14 protein-coding genes are annotated in these 15,971 nt (G+C 68.3%); 11 read left to right on the top strand and 3 right to left on the bottom strand.

Annotation, left to right across the window (positions count from 1 at the left end):
* The first annotated feature begins 1 nt into the window (after window position 1).
* The 4 genes from ACFYO1_RS21140 to ACFYO1_RS21125 all read left to right on the top strand — a co-directional run bounded on the left by ACFYO1_RS21140 (window position 2) and on the right by ACFYO1_RS21125 (window position 6,461).
* The gene (locus ACFYO1_RS21140; protein WP_387233412.1) at window positions 2-907 is read left to right on the top strand and encodes an ROK family protein; all 906 of its coding nucleotides are present in this window, start codon (window positions 2-4) and stop codon (window positions 905-907) included.
* Between the two features lie 24 nt (window positions 908-931).
* Window positions 932-1,669, top strand: coding sequence for a phosphoglyceromutase (locus tag ACFYO1_RS21135; RefSeq protein WP_379291205.1), 738 nt, complete (start codon window positions 932-934; stop codon window positions 1,667-1,669).
* Window positions 1,670-2,186: 517 nt separating this feature from the next.
* The gene (locus ACFYO1_RS21130; protein ID WP_387233408.1) at window positions 2,187-4,244 is read left to right on the top strand and encodes a CocE/NonD family hydrolase; all 2,058 of its coding nucleotides are present in this window, start codon (window positions 2,187-2,189) and stop codon (window positions 4,242-4,244) included.
* Between the two features lie 195 nt (window positions 4,245-4,439).
* On the top strand, window positions 4,440-6,461 hold the full coding sequence (locus ACFYO1_RS21125; RefSeq protein WP_387233405.1) for a CocE/NonD family hydrolase: 2,022 nt from the start codon (window positions 4,440-4,442) through the stop codon (window positions 6,459-6,461).
* A 93-nt stretch (window positions 6,462-6,554) separates the two neighbouring features.
* Here ACFYO1_RS21125 and ACFYO1_RS21120 read toward each other — a convergent pair whose 3' ends face one another.
* Window positions 6,555-7,214 carry an NADPH-dependent F420 reductase gene (locus ACFYO1_RS21120; RefSeq protein WP_387233402.1) on the bottom strand — a complete coding sequence of 220 codons (660 nt, stop codon included), beginning with the start codon at window positions 7,212-7,214 and terminating at the stop codon, window positions 6,555-6,557.
* Window positions 7,215-7,306: 92 nt separating this feature from the next.
* Here ACFYO1_RS21120 and ACFYO1_RS21115 point away from each other — a divergent pair, with 92 nt between their 5' ends.
* The 3 genes from ACFYO1_RS21115 (at window position 7,307) to ACFYO1_RS21105 (ending at window position 9,786) form a co-directional block, all read left to right on the top strand.
* Window positions 7,307-7,711, top strand: a complete 405-nt coding sequence (locus ACFYO1_RS21115) for a winged helix-turn-helix transcriptional regulator (RefSeq protein WP_387233399.1) — start codon at window positions 7,307-7,309, stop codon at window positions 7,709-7,711.
* Window positions 7,712-7,864: 153 nt separating this feature from the next.
* Window positions 7,865-9,100, top strand: a complete 1,236-nt coding sequence (locus ACFYO1_RS21110; RefSeq protein ID WP_387233396.1) for a sensor histidine kinase — start codon at window positions 7,865-7,867, stop codon at window positions 9,098-9,100.
* Window positions 9,097-9,786: a response regulator transcription factor gene (locus tag ACFYO1_RS21105; RefSeq protein ID WP_069160635.1), complete on the top strand. Its 690-nt coding sequence runs from the start codon at window positions 9,097-9,099 to the stop codon at window positions 9,784-9,786. Before ACFYO1_RS21110 ends, ACFYO1_RS21105 begins: the two co-directional genes overlap by 4 nt.
* An 81-nt stretch (window positions 9,787-9,867) precedes the next feature.
* Here the strand turns inward: ACFYO1_RS21105 and ACFYO1_RS21100 are convergent, their stop codons facing one another.
* Complete coding sequence (locus ACFYO1_RS21100) at window positions 9,868-10,200, bottom strand: hypothetical protein (protein ID WP_387233392.1); 333 nt, start codon at window positions 10,198-10,200, stop codon at window positions 9,868-9,870.
* A gap of 79 nt (window positions 10,201-10,279) precedes the next feature.
* Complete coding sequence (locus ACFYO1_RS21095) at window positions 10,280-11,155, bottom strand: hypothetical protein (RefSeq protein WP_387233389.1); 876 nt, start codon at window positions 11,153-11,155, stop codon at window positions 10,280-10,282.
* A gap of 65 nt (window positions 11,156-11,220) precedes the next feature.
* Between ACFYO1_RS21095 and ACFYO1_RS21090 the strand changes: the two genes are divergently transcribed.
* The 4 genes from ACFYO1_RS21090 (at window position 11,221) to ACFYO1_RS21075 (ending at window position 15,856) form a co-directional block, all read left to right on the top strand.
* Entirely contained in the window at window positions 11,221-12,252 is a 1,032-nt protein-coding gene (locus ACFYO1_RS21090; RefSeq protein WP_387233386.1) for a hypothetical protein, read from the top strand.
* Window positions 12,249-13,790 carry a hypothetical protein gene (locus ACFYO1_RS21085; protein WP_387233383.1) on the top strand — a complete coding sequence of 514 codons (1,542 nt, stop codon included), beginning with the start codon at window positions 12,249-12,251 and terminating at the stop codon, window positions 13,788-13,790. Before ACFYO1_RS21090 ends, ACFYO1_RS21085 begins: the two co-directional genes overlap by 4 nt.
* A 14-nt stretch (window positions 13,791-13,804) precedes the next feature.
* Window positions 13,805-14,710, top strand: a complete 906-nt coding sequence (locus ACFYO1_RS21080) for a sugar phosphate isomerase/epimerase family protein (protein WP_387233381.1) — start codon at window positions 13,805-13,807, stop codon at window positions 14,708-14,710.
* A 264-nt stretch (window positions 14,711-14,974) separates the two neighbouring features.
* Window positions 14,975-15,856 (top strand): thioesterase family protein, encoded by an 882-nt coding sequence (locus ACFYO1_RS21075; protein ID WP_387233378.1) that lies wholly within the window; start codon window positions 14,975-14,977, stop codon window positions 15,854-15,856.
* Window positions 15,857-15,971 lie beyond the last annotated feature (115 nt).

Genomic DNA, 15,971 nt, shown 5'->3' with positions numbered 1-15,971 from the left:
GATGACGGTTCTCGCGCTGGACATCGGCGCCTCGAAGTTCGCGGCAGGCCTGGTGCACGACGGCACGAACGTGCACGACGTGCGGCAGATCGTCGTGCCGCCCGCGGCGGTCTGGGAGGCTTGCCGCGGTCTGTTGCTCGAGGTCGCCGGGGACGAGCCGATCACCGCGATCGGCATCGGCTCGGCCGGTCCGGTCGACGTGCGCACCGGGGTCACCGCCCCGCTGAACATTCCCGAGTGGAAGTCCGGCTTCGAGATCGTGGCCGCCGTGCAGAAGCTGTTCCCCACGGCGGCAATCAGTTTCGCTATCGACGGTGCCTGCCTGGCGCTGGCCGAGCATCATGTGGGCGCGCTGCGCGGGATCCCGAACGGGCTGGCCATGACCGTCTCGTCCGGGATCGGCGGCGGGATCATCGCCGACGGCCGGGTGGTCGTCGGACGGACCGGCAATGCCGGGCACATCGGGCATATCGTGGTGCCCGGCTGGGACACCCCGTGCCTGTGCGGCGGGGTCGGCTGTGTCGAGGCGGTGGCCAGCGGCATGTCCTCGGTGCGCTGGGCGACCCAGCAGGGGTGGGAAGGCACGACCGGCAAGCAACTGTCCGAGGCCGCGCACGCCGGCGACGAGATCGCCCTGGCCGCGCTGCACCGGGCCGGCACCGCGCTCGGTCAGGCGATCGCCTCGGCCGCCGCGCTGCTCGACGTGGACATCTGCGTCATCGGCGGCGGTTTCGCGCAATCCGGTGAGCCACTGTGGAAACCGATGCGCGCGGCGCTGGCCGAGCACGCCCGCCTCGACTTCACCCGCGACCTGCGGGTCGAACTGTCCCGGATCAGCAACGGCGCCACCCTGGTCGGCGCCGGTGTGCTCGCCACGGGGCAGGCCACCGCCGACGAGATCGGCTGAGACCCGAATGGAACAATGGCCCGCATGACCTACACCCTCGTGCTGCTGCGCCACGGCGAGAGCGAATGGAATGCCCTGAATCTGTTCACCGGCTGGGTGGACGTGCATCTGACCGACAAGGGCATCGCCGAGGGCAAGCGCGCGGGGGAACTGCTGGCCGAGCACGGCATCTTGCCCGACGTCGTCTACACCTCGCTGCTGCGCCGCGCGATCAGCACCGCCAACCTCGCGCTGGACGCCGCCGACCGGCACTGGATCCCGGTGGTACGGGACTGGCGGCTCAACGAGCGCCACTACGGCGCGTTGCAGGGTAAGAACAAAGCCCAGGTGCGGGACAAGTACGGCGACGACCAGTTCATGCTCTGGCGGCGCAGCTACGACACCCCGCCGCCGGCCATCGACCCGGGCGACGAGTACAGCCAGGAGGGCGACCCGCGCTACGCCGGCATCGAGGTGCCGAAGTCCGAGTGCCTGCTCGACGTGGTCAAGCGCATGGTCCCGTACTGGGAGGACACCATCTCCAAGGACTTGCTGACCGGTAAGACCGTGCTGGTCGCCGCGCACGGCAACTCGCTGCGCGCGCTGGTCAAGCACCTCGATCAGATCTCCGACGAGGACATCGCGGGCCTGAACATTCCGACCGGCATCCCGCTGCGATACGAGCTGGACGAGAACCTGCGCCCGGTGCGTCCGCGTGAGTACCTGGACCCGGAGGCAGCCGCCGCTGGTGCCGCCGCTGTTGCCAACCAGGGTGGTAAGTAGACTTTTCCGCCGGAACCGAGCGCGCCGTGTCCTGAATGGGGCACGGCGCGTTAGGTTTTCGGTACGGAAGTATCGAATGTAACTGCGCGTGAGCGGATTTCCCGCGCACTGTGCCGCCGTAGCGAGCGGACTGCGTTCTTTCTCTGTGCCCCAACATCTCTCGTGATTCTCGCGCTGGCCTGCGCATAGCTGCGGGCGTGGTCATGGGTCTGCTACCGGGTTGCCAGGGTGCGCCGGTTGGCCGCGATCCGCGCTGGTCGGACGTGTTCTCCGACACAGCGCCGGGCTGAGCGCCAGTGGTGAATGGCGGATTCGTTCGAGTGCACAGTGAGCGCTGGTTCTCCGGTGGGCATCTCCGCTGAACGCCTGTTACCTGCGCTTTGGGCGTGGCATGATCTCATCGGTTGCTATATGTGAACCCCTATTCGAAATCGATACGTGTTACCCCTTGTCCTTACCGACAAGTAGGTATGTACACTTTGGGCGTTCGACCAGTCCGAGAGGAAGATCACGCCTGATGAAGCACGTGTTGCGCGCTACAGTCGCGGCAGTTGCCGCCGCGATGCTCGTCCCCTTCCTCACCAGCGGCGCGTCCGCCGCACCGGTCCCCACCGGTCCCGACGGCGGTGCCGCGGGCGCGGCGTGGCAGGCGACCCAGGACGGTCCGCAGCAGTACCCGAACATCAACATCCAGTGGGATGTCCCGATCACGATGAGTGACGGAACTGTCCTGAAGGGCAACGTCTATCGCCCCGCGGACGCGTCCGGCCGGCCGATCGATACGCCGACACCGACCGTCGTGAACCTCACCCCGTACACCAAACTGGTGTCGAACCTGGCCGACCACGCGCAGGCCATCCCTGGCCTGTCCGACGCGCTGTTCGGCTTGCTCCGCCAGATCGACCTCAGCGGCACCCCGCTGTCCGGCGTCACCGACCTGACCAAGGGCTTCGCCGGCGGCGAGTTGCGCAACTTCACCGTGGACCGCCAGCTGATCAAGAGCGGCTACTCGCAGGTGGTCGTCGACGTGCGCGGCACCGGCTTCTCCCAGGGCGTCTGGGACATGCTGCGCCAGCGCGAGCAGCAGGACACCGTCGAGGTGATCGACTGGGCCGCGCGGCAGCCCTGGTCCAACGGCCGCATCGGCATGAACGGCATCTCCTACTCCGGCATCAACCAGGTGCAGGCCGCGGAGAAACACCCGGCGGCGCTGCAGACGATCTTCCCCGTGGTGCCGGGCAGCGACCTGATGAACGACGTGCTCGCCCCCGGCGGCGGCTTCGGCTTCAACTTCATCCCGCTGTGGCTGACCGCGATCAACGGGCTCAAGCTGGTGCCCGACCTGGCCTCGGTGCTCAACGGGCAGTTCGACACCCAGTGGCTGGCCGACCGGGTGCGAGATCCGTTGACCTTCATGGACGTTCTGCTCAACGTCTACACCACCGCCCGCATCGACGACCTGGACCCGCGGGCCAAGGAACTGCTCACCGGCAACTCCACCCCGCGTCAGGGCTGGTTGGGTGATCCGTCCAAGGTGCAGGTGCCGACCTTCGTCACCGGCGGCTGGCACGACCTGTTCACCTACTCGGAATCCAAGATCTACAACGAGATTCCGCTGCCCGCCGGGCAGAAGCAGTTGCTGATGGGCAATACCTACCACGTCAATTCCGGCAACGAGTACGCCAAGCCCGGCCTGCCGCCGCGCCTGGACGTGTTGCAGCGCGCGTGGTTCGACAAGTGGCTCAAGGGCATCGACAACGGCATCGATCGGTACGGTCCGATCACGTTGCGCCAGCAGGGCGGTGGCTGGATCACCACCGACTCGTTCGCCGAGCCGACCGAGAACGCGGGCGCGCAGGAGCCGGCCCATCGGCGGATGTACCTGTCCGCCAACCGAAGCGGCACCGCGAACAGCGTGTACGACGGATCGCTCACCGGGGACGCCAACGGTGACACCGCGCGGCTGACCGTCGCGCCCGGACTGACCAGCCTGTGCTCCAACGACGCGGCACAGGGCAGCGCGGGCATCCTGTCGATCATCGATGGCTGCGCGAAGGACTCGCGGATCGAGGAGTCCAACGGCCTGACCTTCACCAGTGCGCCGGTCGCCGAGCCGACCACCATCTCCGGCCGGATCGCGGTGCGGCTCAACACCGTTCAGGACGCGCCGGACGGTTACTGGGTGACCACGGTGAATGACGTCGCGCCGGACGGCCAGTCGACCGTGCTGTCCTCCGGGCAGATCATGGCGTCGCTGCGCGAGGTGGACGAGGCCAACAGCAGCCGGTCGGCCAACGGCGACTACACCGACCCGCGGGCGTTCACCTCGCTGGATCACCGGCAACCGACGGTGCCCGGCGAGGCGACGACCCTGGACATCGCGCTGCCCGCCACCGAGGCGATCCTGCAACCGGGACACCGACTGCGCGTCGACGTCTACGCGGGCAACTTCCCGAAGGGGCTGCCGATCCTGCCGATGCTGATCGACACCGGCCTCAAACCGCAACACGTGCAACTGGATCCGAACCGGCCGAGCTTCGTCAATGTGCCGGTGCGCGGAAATCCCGGTTGGTGATTTCAGCCCGAATATCCGGAAGGGCGCCTTCGTTTCGAGCGAAGGCGCCCTTGCGCGTTTCTGGCGCCGGATCAGTTCTGTGCGCGGATATTTGTGAACCTGCACGAGTTTTCGCTGTTCTGCCGCGAATCTGAGACAGTTCCCGGTTCCCTCCCTACGGTTAGAGAGCATCTGTTCCCGAAGAGAGTGGATCCAATGAGGTATGCGCTCCGGACCGCGGCGCTCTGCGTCGCGGCGGTGGCCTTGTCCCCCTTCCTTTCACCCTCCGCCGTCGCGAGCCCGGACGGGGGCGCCGGCGGCGCCGCGTGGGCCGCGACCGAGGACGGCCCGCAGCAGTACCCGAACGTCTTCATCGACTGGGACGTGCCGATCACCATGAGCGACGGCACCGTGCTCAAGGGCAACGTCTATCACCCCGCAGACGCTGCGGGACAACCGGTTTCGACGCCGACGCCGACCATCGTGAACATGACGCCCTACACCAAGCTGGGCTCGATGATCGCGGACAGTTTGATCTCGGTTCCGTGGTTGTCCGACGCGGTGATGCAGGTGGCCCGCGACGTCGACCTGTCCGGCACCCCGTTCTCCGGCATCACCGATCTCACCCGGGCGCTCGGCGGCGGCCTGCTGCGGAACTTCACCGTGGACCGGCAGCTGATCAAGAGCGGCTACACCCAGGTTGTCGTCGATGTCCGCGGAACCGGCTTCTCCCAGGGGGATTGGGATCTGCTGCGCTACCGGGAACAGCAGGACACCGTCGAGGTGATCGACTGGACCGCGCACCAGCCGTGGTCGACCGGGAACATCGGGATGAACGGCGTCTCCTATTCGGGCCTGAACCAATTACAGGTCGCCGCGAAGAACCCGCCCGCGCTGAAGGCGATCTTCCCGGTGGTGCCGAGCCGGAATCCGTTCCGCGACTTGGTCGCACCCGGCGGCGCCATCGGCGTCACCTTCATGCCCGCCTGGCTGCTCGCGGTCAACGGCGCGAAGCTGATGCCCGATCTCACGGCGCTGGCCCGGGGGCAGTTCGACATGCAGTGGTTGAAGGACCGGCTCGCCGATCCGTTCACCTTCGTCGACGCGCTGCTGAACGTGCTCGTCACCCCGCAGATCGACCAGCTCGATCCCAAGGTGCAGGCGCTGTTGCAGGCGGACAGCCCGTTCCGGCAGTCCTGGGAGACCGATCCGAGCCGAATCACCGTGCCCACCTTCGTGACCGGCGGCTGGCACGACGTGTTCGTCAACTCGCAGGCCGACGTGTACCGGCAGATTCCGTTGCCGCCCGGGCAGAAACAGCTCTTCGTCGGTGACGGCTACCACATCAGCAACGGCAACGAGTCCGGCCGGCCCGGCCTGCCGCCGCGGATGGACGTGTTGCAGCGCGCCTGGTTCGACAAGTGGCTCAAGGGAATCGACAACGGCATCGACGAGTACGGTCCGGTGACCCTGCGTCAGCAGGGCGGCGGCTGGATCAGCTCGCCGTCCTTCCCGCAGCCCGGCGTCGACTATCGGCGGATGTATCTGTCCGCCGCGCCGAGCGGGACCGCGACCAGCGTGCACGACGGTTCGCTGTTCGGCGCGCCGAGCCCGGCCCTCGACCAGCTCACCGTCGCACCGGGGCTGACCGGGGTGTGCTCGCGGGACATGGCGCAGGAGTCGGCCGGCGTCACCTCGATCATCGACGGGTGCAGCAAGGACGCGCGGATCCAGGAACTCGGCGGACTGACCTTCACCAGCGCGCCGGTACCCGAGCCGACCACCATCTCCGGCCCGATCGCGGTGCGGCTCAACACCGTCCACGACGCCACCGACGGTTACTGGACCGTCACGGTGAACGACGTCGCGCCGGACGGGCGATCGTCGGTGCTGTCCTCGGGGCAGCTGGTCTCCTCGCTGCGTGCCATCGACGAGGGCCGCAGCACCCGCCTGCCGAACGGCGACTACACCGATCCGGTGCCGGACCTGTCGCTGGACAGCAGGCAGCCCGTGGTGCCGGGACAGCCGGCGGCGCTGGACATTTCGGTGCCCGGGATCGAGGCGGTGCTGCAGCCGGGGCACCGGTTGCGGGTCGATGTCTACGCCGGCAACTTCCCGCGCGGTCTGCCGCCGATGCCGCTGCTCGTGGACAGTGGGCTGCGTCCGCAGCACCTGTTGCTCGACCAGAACCAGCCAAGTTTCGTGAATCTCCCGATACGCGGGAACTCGGGCTGGTAAACCGTAACCCGGTCTGAGCGTGCACTTATCGCGCATCAAAGCTCGAACTCGCGGGGTATGAGCGAATAGTGCATGCTCAGGCCGGATTCCTGGTCAGTCGGCGACGGCGAACGCCGCGTCCAGCGGCGGGAAGATGGCCCGGGCATCCTGTCCGGCGAACCACAGCCCGACGGCGAACACCGACACCGCCTCCAGATACTTGGCCGGGTGCAGTCCACCGGCCGAAAGCGGTTGCAACTTCAGGTCTTCCACCAGCGTCGCGACCAGCCGCACGGCCTCCGGGTCGTCACCGCACAGCGGCACCGCCAGCCTGCGACCCTCGAACACGCGGGTCGCCGACTCCCACACCTCGGCCGCGCACACATTGAACGCCTTCACCACGTGTGCCTCCGGCGCCCTCGCCGCAATGCGTTCGGCGACAGCGTCTTCCGAAAGCACGAATGCCGTCCCGCCCGCGCCCGCCGCGGTGTCCGGCGCGAAGGCGTTGGTGCAGTCGATGATCGTCCGCCCGGCGAGCAACCCGTCGGCCGTCCGCAACACCTCGTCCAGGGCGGTCACCGGCAGCGCGAGCACCACCGCGTCGCCGAAACCGGCGGCGTCCCGGATACCTCCGGCCCGCCCGCCGATCGCCGACGCCAATTCGCCTGCCGCGGCAGCGGATCTGGCCCCGATGAGGATCTCGTGCCCCGCCGCGGCCCACCCGCCGCCCAGCGCTCGCGCCATCGCGCCCGCACCGATGATTCCGATTCGCATATCGACTCCTAGCTCGAAAGGTCTTCGGCGCAAACGCTAGGAAGATCGTTAGGCACCCGCGGGTGCGCAACGGCGCTGGCATGCTGGAACACATGACCGCCGTGCCCGAGCCGATCACCGCCGAACGGGTCGAGTTCGCGCCCTACGGCGATTTCGAATCCGACTGCCCCGCCCGGATGGGGGTCGACGTGTTCGGCAACTCCTGGCTACCGGTCGTTGTCTACCTGCTGCGCGACGGTCCGATGCGCCCGAGCGACCTGCGCGCCGCCATCGGCGGGATCAGCCAGAAGATGCTGACCCAGACCCTGCGCCGGATGGAACGGATGACCCTGATCGAACGGCGCCGCTACGCCGAAGCCCCGCCGCGCGTCGAATACGAACTGACCGACGCCGGCCGCGACCTACTCGTCCCCATCTACGCCCTCGGCGACTGGGTGGACAAGCACGGCCGCGCCGTCGGTGCGGGCCTGACGGGCACGGACCCCGGCGACGGCTGAAATCCGCTCGTCACCAGCACGCACAACAATGCGGCTGAGACATACCCAACGGCACGTAAACGACTGGCTAACGGCACCGGAAGTGGCCATGACCTGCGCGAAACATCGTGTACCCGGAGTTGGATACGTCCTACGCGACCGTACGATTCAAGTGTGAGTGTTCCGCAAGCCGTCCTACTGGCAGTCCTTGCGGCTGTCGTAGGGCTGGCAGTCGGCGGGCTACTTATCCCCTATATGAATGCCAGGCAGCAGGCCCGCAGGCAAGCGGATTCCGGCCTGACCATGTCGCAGGTGCTCGACCTGATCGTGCTCGCCTCCGAGAGCGGCATCGCGGTGGTCGACGAATACCGCGACGTGGTGCTGGTCAATCCGCGCGCCGAGGAACTCGGCCTGGTCCGCAACCGGCTGCTCGACGAGCGCGCCTGGGCGGCGGTGGAGAAGGTGCTGGCCACCGGCGAGTCCGCCGAGTTCGACCTGACCGCGAAGAACCCGGTGCCCGGCCGCGGCCGCATCGCGGTGCGCGGCGTGGCCCGCCAGCTATCCCGCGAGGACACCAACTTCACCGTCCTGTTCGCCGACGACGACTCGGAGCAGGCCCGGATGGAGGCCACCCGGCGCGACTTCGTCGCCAACGTCAGCCACGAGCTGAAAACGCCGGTCGGCGCGATGAGCCTGCTGGCCGAGGCGATGCTCGAATCCGCGGAAGATCCCGAAGCGGTGCGACATTTCGGACAGCGCGTGCTGGGCGAATCGCGGCGGCTCGGCAAAATGGTGACCGAACTCATTGCGCTGTCCCGGCTGCAGGGCGCGGAGAAGCTGCCCGAGCTCGAGGTGGTCGACGTGGACACCGTCGTCATGCAGGCGGTGGACCGGTCGCGCACCGCCGCGGAGGCCGCCGGAATCACCGTCAGTACCGACCGGCCCAGCGGGCTCGAAGTGCTCGGCGATGAAACCTTGCTGGTCACAGCCCTATCAAATCTGGTGGAGAACGCGATAGCGTACTCACCGGCCGGCTCCCATGTGTCGGTCAGCCGGTCATTACGTGGCGACCATGTCGCGATGGCCGTGACCGATCGAGGAATCGGCATCGCCAAAGAAGACCAAGAGCGGGTGTTCGAACGCTTCTTCCGATCGGATAAGGCCCGCTCGCGCGCCACCGGCGGTACCGGGCTGGGCCTGGCTATCGTCAAGCACGTGGCCGCCAACCACAACGGTGAGATCACCCTGTGGAGCAAGTTGGGCACCGGTTCGACGTTCACCCTGCGAATACCTGCCCACCACGAGACCGACGGAGAAGAGGATTCCGCCGGCCCGATGGTGAGCTCGAGAGAAACAAGCCCGCGCCCCTCGGGGGCGGGCCGACCCAATGGTGTGGAGGCACGCAGATGACGAGTGTGTTGATCGTCGAGGATGAGGAGTCGCTGGCCGATCCGCTCGCGTTCCTGCTGCGCAAGGAGGGTTTCGAGGTCACCGTTGTCGGTGACGGGCCATCCGCGCTCGCCGAGTTCGATCGGTCCGGTGCGGACATCGTGCTGCTCGATCTCATGCTCCCCGGCATGAGCGGCACGGACGTGTGCAAGCAGTTGCGCACCCGCAGCGGCGTGCCGGTGATCATGGTGACGGCAAGGGACAGCGAGATCGACAAGGTGGTCGGGCTGGAACTCGGCGCCGACGACTACGTGACGAAGCCGTACTCGGCGCGCGAGCTGATCGCGCGCATCCGGGCCGTGCTGCGCCGCGGCGCGGGCGACGAGCTGGACGGCACCAACGAGAGCGGCGTGCTGGAGGCAGGTCCCGTCCGGATGGACGTGGACCGGCACACGGTGCTGGTGAACGGCAAACCGGTGACGCTGCCGCTCAAGGAATTCGACCTGCTCGAGTACCTGCTGCGCAACTCCGGCCGGGTGCTCACCCGCGGGCAGCTGATCGATCGCGTCTGGGGCGCCGACTACGTCGGTGACACCAAAACCCTGGACGTGCACGTGAAGCGGCTGCGCTCGAAGATCGAGGCGGACCCGGCCAAGCCGGAGCATCTGGTCACGGTCCGCGGGCTGGGCTACAAACTGGAGGCGTAAAACCGCCAATTACGTTGCCGGGCAAAAACAAACGGCCGAGGGCGCTGCGATGCCCTCGGCCGTTCCTCAGTTGTCTACTGCTCAGGGCAGGTAGGTCCACGTCGGGCCGACGCCGGGAACGTCGATCTTGCGCAACGAGATCCAGCCCAGATCGTCTTCCTGCATGCAGTCGTACACGTCCGCCGCGTTGGTGCCGCGGCACGCGATGGTGCGCGAGGTGCCGTACGGGCTCATGATCAGATTCTTGCCCGCCGCCGCGGCGCCGGGCGCCTCGGGGGTGTTGGCGGGCAGGAAGTCCGCGGTGAAGTCGGCGTACTTGGCGGGGTCACCGTTCGGTTCGGCGTTGGCTACTGCGGGCAGACAGAGTGCGGCGCCGAGCGCGACGGCGGCCAGGGTCAAAACTTTCTTGGACATGACCGCACATCAAACCGCAAACAGGTGAAGATCGCATGCCTTCGAGGTGAACGGGGTGCAAGCTCGCATTCCGAGGGCCTCAGGCGGACGCCGGGCCCGCGCTGTCGCGCATCCGGTCCGCGTGCACCGTGGCCGGGTGGATCGCGATGAGCCCGAGCCCTTGCCTGCGCTTGCAGTGCCTGGACAGTTCCTCGTAGGCGGGCGCGCCGAGCAGCTCCTTCAGCTCGGGTCCGTAGGACTGCCAGACCGGGCGGGCGCCGACATGCGCGTCGGGTGAGCCGGAGCAGTACCAGTCCAGGTCCTCGCCGCCGGGGCCCCAGCCGCGCCGGTCGTATTCGGTGACCGTGGTGCGCAGGATCTGCACGCCGTCGGGGCGGTCCACCCACTCCTGGGTGCGCCGGATCGGCAGCTGCCAGCACACGTCCGGCTTCACCTCCAGCGGTTCGATGCCGCGGCGCAACGCCATGCTGTGCAGCGAACAGCCCACCCCGCCCGCGAAACCGGGCCGGTTCAGGAAGATGCAGGCCCCGTCGAAGCGCCGGGTGCGCAAAGCGGGCTCGTCCTCGAGTTCGTCCAGCTCGAGGTAGCCCTTCTTGGTCACCTTGCCCGCCGCGTCCGTCGCCTCGCCCATGAGCTGCCAGTCGTCGGGTGTGAGCATTTTCACAGCGTTCTGCAGCCGCTTGCGATCGTCCTTGTCGGACAGGAACGCGCCGTGCGAGCAGCAGCCGTCGTCGGGGCGATCGGCGATGATGCCCTGGCAGGCCGGCGTGCCGAACACGCACGTCCAGCTCGACAGCAGCCAGGTCAGATCGGCGACGATCAGATGCTCGTCGTTTGCTGGATCGACGAACTCGATCCATTCTCGGGGGAAATCCAGGTCGACCTCGGGACTCGGATCGATCTTCCCCGCTGGTCGGGGCCGGGTCGGGCCGCTGGTTGATGCGCCTACCGTCACACCTCGGAACGCTAACAGTTCAGTCGCTTAACCTATAGGACCGGATCACCCAGTACCGTGTTCATGTGCGGCTTGGGGTACTCGATGTCGGAAGCAATACCGTTCACCTGCTGGTGGTGGACGCGCATCGGGGTGGTCACCCCATGCCGATGAGCTCTACCAAGGCCACTTTACGGCTGTCGGAAAACATCGATGACGAGGGCAGAATCACCGAGGCGGGCGCGCAGCGGTTGATCGCCACGGTCGCCGAATTCGCCAGCATCGCCGAGACTTCCAAGTGCGTCGAGCTGATGCCGTTCGCCACCTCCGCGCTGCGCGAGGCCACCAATTCCGAGGACGTGCTCGCGCGTGTCCGCGCCCAGACCGGCGTGGCGTTGCAGGTGCTCTCCGGGGTGGACGAGGCCCGGCTGACCTTTCTCGCGGTGCGCCGCTGGTTCGGCTGGAGCGCCGGGCGCATCCTCAACCTGGACATCGGCGGCGGTTCGCTGGAAATGACCAGCGGCGGCGACGAGGAACCCGATCTCGCGCTGTCGTTGCAACTCGGCGCCGGACGGTTGACCAGGGAGTGGCTGAAGGAGGACCCGCCGGGCAAGCGCCGGGTCAACGTGCTGCGCGACTGGCTCGACGCGGAGCTCGCGCTGCCCGCGAAACAGCTGCTGGACACCGGTAAACCGGATCTGGCCGTCGGCACCTCGAAGACCTTCCGCTCGCTGGCCCGGCTGACCGGAGCGGCACCCTCGGCGGCGGGTCCGCGGGTGCGTCGTACACTCACCAGCTCAGGTCTGCGCCAACTGATTGCGTTCATCTCGCGGATGACGGCGGCCGACCGTGCAGAATTAGAAGGCGTGAGTTCCGATCGGTCACAGCAATTGGTGGCCGGCGCATTGGTCGCGGAGGCGAGTATGCGGGCACTATCGCTGGAATCCTTGGAGATTTGTCCCTGGGCGCTGCGGGAAGGTCTGATCCTGCGCAAACTGGATACCGACATGAATGGCGGACCCCGAGCGACACCCTTGCCGGGCCCTGCGGCCGCTGATGGCCGTGCGGTGCCCGGCGGTGCCGCGCTACCGGGGCCGATAGGAACGGTGTCGTCATGAGCGAGGACTCTAAACAGTTGTCGGTCGCCGAGCTGCTGGCCAGGAACGGGCAGCAGGGCGCCTCGTCCGGTGGTGGCCGTCGCCGCCGCGGCGGTCGCGGGATCTCGGTGGCCGAGCTGACCGGAGACATGCCCGCGATCGGCAGCGGGCAGTCGTCGCATGCCGCGCCGGACGCCGAACCCGAGCCGGTGTACGAACCGCCCGCCTACGAATCACCCGCGCCGGAACCTGTCGCATACACGCCACCCGCGCCGGACCCGTCGGCCTATTCGCCGATGTCCGGCCCGATCTCGATGTACGACCCGCTGGCCGCGTACGCCCAGCCCGAGCAGGCCGATCCGTTGCCCGGCCGATCGAACCGGGTGATGCCGGGCCGGGAGATGCCCGGCCGGGACATGCCGCGGCACGACCCGCTCGTGGATCCGCTGTCGTCGCACACACCGGCCGCCGACCTGTACGCCCCGTCGCCGAACCCGTACGCGCCCTCGCCCAACCCCTACGCCCCGTCACCCAATCCGTACGCGAGTGATCCGCTACCGGACGAGACGCCGCGCTCGGGTCGCCGGCGCAGGCACGACGATCACGACGACCCCACCACCGAGGTGCGACCCCTGCGCGAGCACGGGGGAGCGAGCACCGCGCCGCCGGAACGCAACGGCCGCAACGGAGTAACCGGTGGCCGGGCCGCTCGGCGCCGCGCCGCGGAGGCCGAAGCCGAGGACCTCGCCCCGTCGACCGCGCCCTGGTCGCCGTCGGTGACGGACTACGACCCCGAGCCCGCGCCGCCGCTGCCGGAGTCCAGACCCGGCGCGCCCTGGGCGCCGGCGCCCGAACCGCCGCCGCGGGCCCCGCACCGCAACGGTTCGGCCGAGGGCACGCTGCCCGCCTGGTCGGCCCGAAGACGCAAACCCGATGCGCCGCAACGCAACGACCCGCCGCCCGACGAGGGCATCTCGACCGCCGCCTGGTCGCTGGCCAGTCAGGACCAGCAACTCGTGTCCGGCCAGACGGTGGCCGGCGACCTGCTCCGGGACGGGGTCGAACGCGCCGAACGCGCGGACGCCGAACGAGCGGCCGGCCGGGGTAAGCGTGGTCGTTCGAAGGACCGCGCCCCGGTCGACGAGCTAGAGCTGTACGACGGCAAGACCGATTTCTTCGAGCCCGTCGAGCTGGATGAACACGACGAGCTCGATGATTTCGACGAGGACGAGCAGTCCGACCGCGCGGTGTCGCCGCGCCGCTCCGCGCGCAAGGCCAGAAAGGCCGAGGACGACGCCAACCGCCGCCAGTGGATGATCCTGGGCGGTCAGAGCACCGGCGCGGCCGTCGCGGGCATGTTGCTGTTCAAGGGTTTCGAGCGGATGTGGGAGATGCTCCCCTGGGTGGCGCTGGCCCTGGCGATGATCGTGATTCTCGGTCTGGTGGCGCTCGTGCGGATCCTGCGCCGGACCGACGACGTGCTCAGCACGGTGATCGCGGTGGTCGTGGGCGTCTTCGTCACGCTGGGACCGCTAGCCTTTCTGCTCAGTACGAACTGAGGCAGGGAGCGGCAGTGGGGAAAATCGGACAGACGGACGAGACCCGGCGACAGATCCTGGTCGGACTCTCCACCGCGTCGGTGTATCCGCAGAACACCGAGGCGGCGTTCCGGTACGCGGCCGAACTCGGTTACGACGGCGTCGAATTGATGGTCTGGGCCGAACCGGCCAGCCAGAGCATCGCCACGGTGCAGGCCTACTCGCGCAAATACGACGTGCCGGTGATCGCGATCCACGCGCCGTGCCTGCTCATCTCGCAACGGGTCTGGGGCGCGGACCCGGCGGCGAAGCTGGAGCGCAGCGTGCGCACCGCCGAGGCGCTCGGCGCGACCACCGTCGTGGTGCATCCGCCGTTCCGCTGGCAGCGCCGCTACGCCGAGAACTTCGCCGACCAGGTCGGCGAGCTGGAGGAGCACAGCCCGGTCATCGTCGCGGTAGAGAACATGTTCCCGATGCGCGCCGACACGCTGTTCGGCCGCGGCGCGCGTTCGGTGAAGCGGCTCGAGCGGCGCGGCGGGCCGGGGATCGGACTCACCGCGTTCAGCCCGTCCTACGACCCGACCGATACCGGGTTCGAGCACTACACCCTCGATCTGTCGCACACCGCGACCGCGGGCGCCGACCCGTTGGCGCTGGCCGCCCGAATGGGGCAGGGCCTGGCGCACCTGCATCTGGCCGACGGCCGCGGCGCCGCGCACGACGAGCATCTCGTGCCCGGGGAAGGCACCCAGCCGTGCGTCGAGGTGTGTGAGTCGCTGGTCCGCAACGGTTTCACCGGTCAGGCGGTCGCCGAGATCAATACGCAGAACGCCAGGACCACCCAGGACCGTGCGGCCATGCTGCACCGGACGCTGGCGTTCGCCCGGCTGCACTTGAACGGGCAGACCGCACCCGCGCCGACTCCGGCGCAGCACGCCTGACCCGAAACTTCCTGTACCGCAAGCATATTGATCCTGGCGAGGGAAACGCTTTCCCGCGCAATCGTTTTGCACCACCGCAAGCGCTCGCGTCGAGCAGGTATCGCTCGGCGCGCAACGGACCCGACGCGCCCCGATGTGACGCGTATCGCCTTCGCCCGGCCGAGGGGAATGCGCCCACCGAACCGCTTCGTTCTACGCTGTACGAACGCCGCGTATCAGCAACCCGGATCGCCGGCGCGCGGACCGTGGACGACAGGAGCGACTATGACGACGGAGCTGGACCTAGCGGCGGTCACCGAGACCGAGGCACCCTTCACCCGGGTGCTCGCCTTGACCGAGCTGCCCTCGACCGCTCCCGACACCGGTCGCTACCTGGGCAATATCGGCAAGACCTGGACCATCGGCAAGAAGGTGCACGGCGGCACCATGGTCGCGGCCAGCGCGGCGGCCGGCCTGAAGTGGCTGCGCGCCGTCGAGCCGGACCTGGCCGGCATGGCGCCGATCGCCGCGAGCTCCGACTTCCTCGGCGCACCCGACCCCGGCGAGGTCGAATACGAGGTGCGCATCCGCAAGATCGGCCGCCAGATCTGCCTGGCCGACGCCGACCTGGTCCAGAACGGTCGCACCCTGGTCCGCACCGCGCTCACCTTCGGCCACCTCGACGACGCCGAGCCGCGGTTCGCCCGCGAACACGCCGACATGCCCGTCGAGCCGCCCGCCGACGCGGTCGGCTACGCGCCCGATTCGCCGATGGGCCGGGTCGTGCACGTGGGCCAGGCCGCCGAGGTCTACATCGATCGGGAGTGGGCCCGCTTCCTCGACGGCGAGACCGCCGAGCCGCGGCTGCGCCTGTGGATGCGCCCGCGCGCCGGCGATCAGCAGGACCCGGAGGTGGCCATGTTCTTCGCCATGATGAGCGCGGACATGAGCCCGCCGGTCCCGTACAACCTCGGCCATTTCGGCTGGTCACCCACCGTCCAGATGACCACCTTCCTGCGCCGCGAGCCCGCCCCCGGCTGGTTGCGCATCATCGCGACCACGCATGAGGTCGGCGCTCGGCTCTTCGACGAGGACCAGCTCATCCTCGATTCCACCGGCGCGGTGGTCGCGCAGAGCCGCCAGCTGGCGCTGATTCCGATCAGCTGAGGACTTCGACCGGCGGCCGTCGTTCGCGCGGTGTCGCGGAACGTAACATCTGATGCGGCCAGTGCATGGGTAACTCCTGGGGTGCCCCCAGATCTCGGCCAAGTACATGACCGCC

The organism is Nocardia sp. NPDC006044 (assembly GCF_042871115.1).
Taxonomy (GTDB): domain Bacteria; phylum Actinomycetota; class Actinomycetes; order Mycobacteriales; family Mycobacteriaceae; genus Nocardia.
This window is presented reverse-complemented; position numbering and strand designations above follow the sequence as displayed.

Coding starts and splice junctions, on each gene's coding strand:
- ACFYO1_RS21105 (WP_069160635.1), top strand. CDS start 9,097: ATGACGAGTGTGTTGATCGTCGAGGATGAGGAGTCGCTGGCCGATCCG.
- ACFYO1_RS21125 (WP_387233405.1), top strand. CDS start 4,440: ATGAGGTATGCGCTCCGGACCGCGGCGCTCTGCGTCGCGGCGGTGGCC.
- ACFYO1_RS21140 (WP_387233412.1), top strand. CDS start 2: ATGACGGTTCTCGCGCTGGACATCGGCGCCTCGAAGTTCGCGGCAGGC.
- ACFYO1_RS21075 (WP_387233378.1), top strand. CDS start 14,975: ATGACGACGGAGCTGGACCTAGCGGCGGTCACCGAGACCGAGGCACCC.
- ACFYO1_RS21100 (WP_387233392.1), bottom strand. CDS start 10,200: ATGTCCAAGAAAGTTTTGACCCTGGCCGCCGTCGCGCTCGGCGCCGCA.
- ACFYO1_RS21120 (WP_387233402.1), bottom strand. CDS start 7,214: ATGCGAATCGGAATCATCGGTGCGGGCGCGATGGCGCGAGCGCTGGGC.
- ACFYO1_RS21130 (WP_387233408.1), top strand. CDS start 2,187: ATGAAGCACGTGTTGCGCGCTACAGTCGCGGCAGTTGCCGCCGCGATG.
- ACFYO1_RS21115 (WP_387233399.1), top strand. CDS start 7,307: ATGACCGCCGTGCCCGAGCCGATCACCGCCGAACGGGTCGAGTTCGCG.
- ACFYO1_RS21085 (WP_387233383.1), top strand. CDS start 12,249: ATGAGCGAGGACTCTAAACAGTTGTCGGTCGCCGAGCTGCTGGCCAGG.
- ACFYO1_RS21135 (WP_379291205.1), top strand. CDS start 932: ATGACCTACACCCTCGTGCTGCTGCGCCACGGCGAGAGCGAATGGAAT.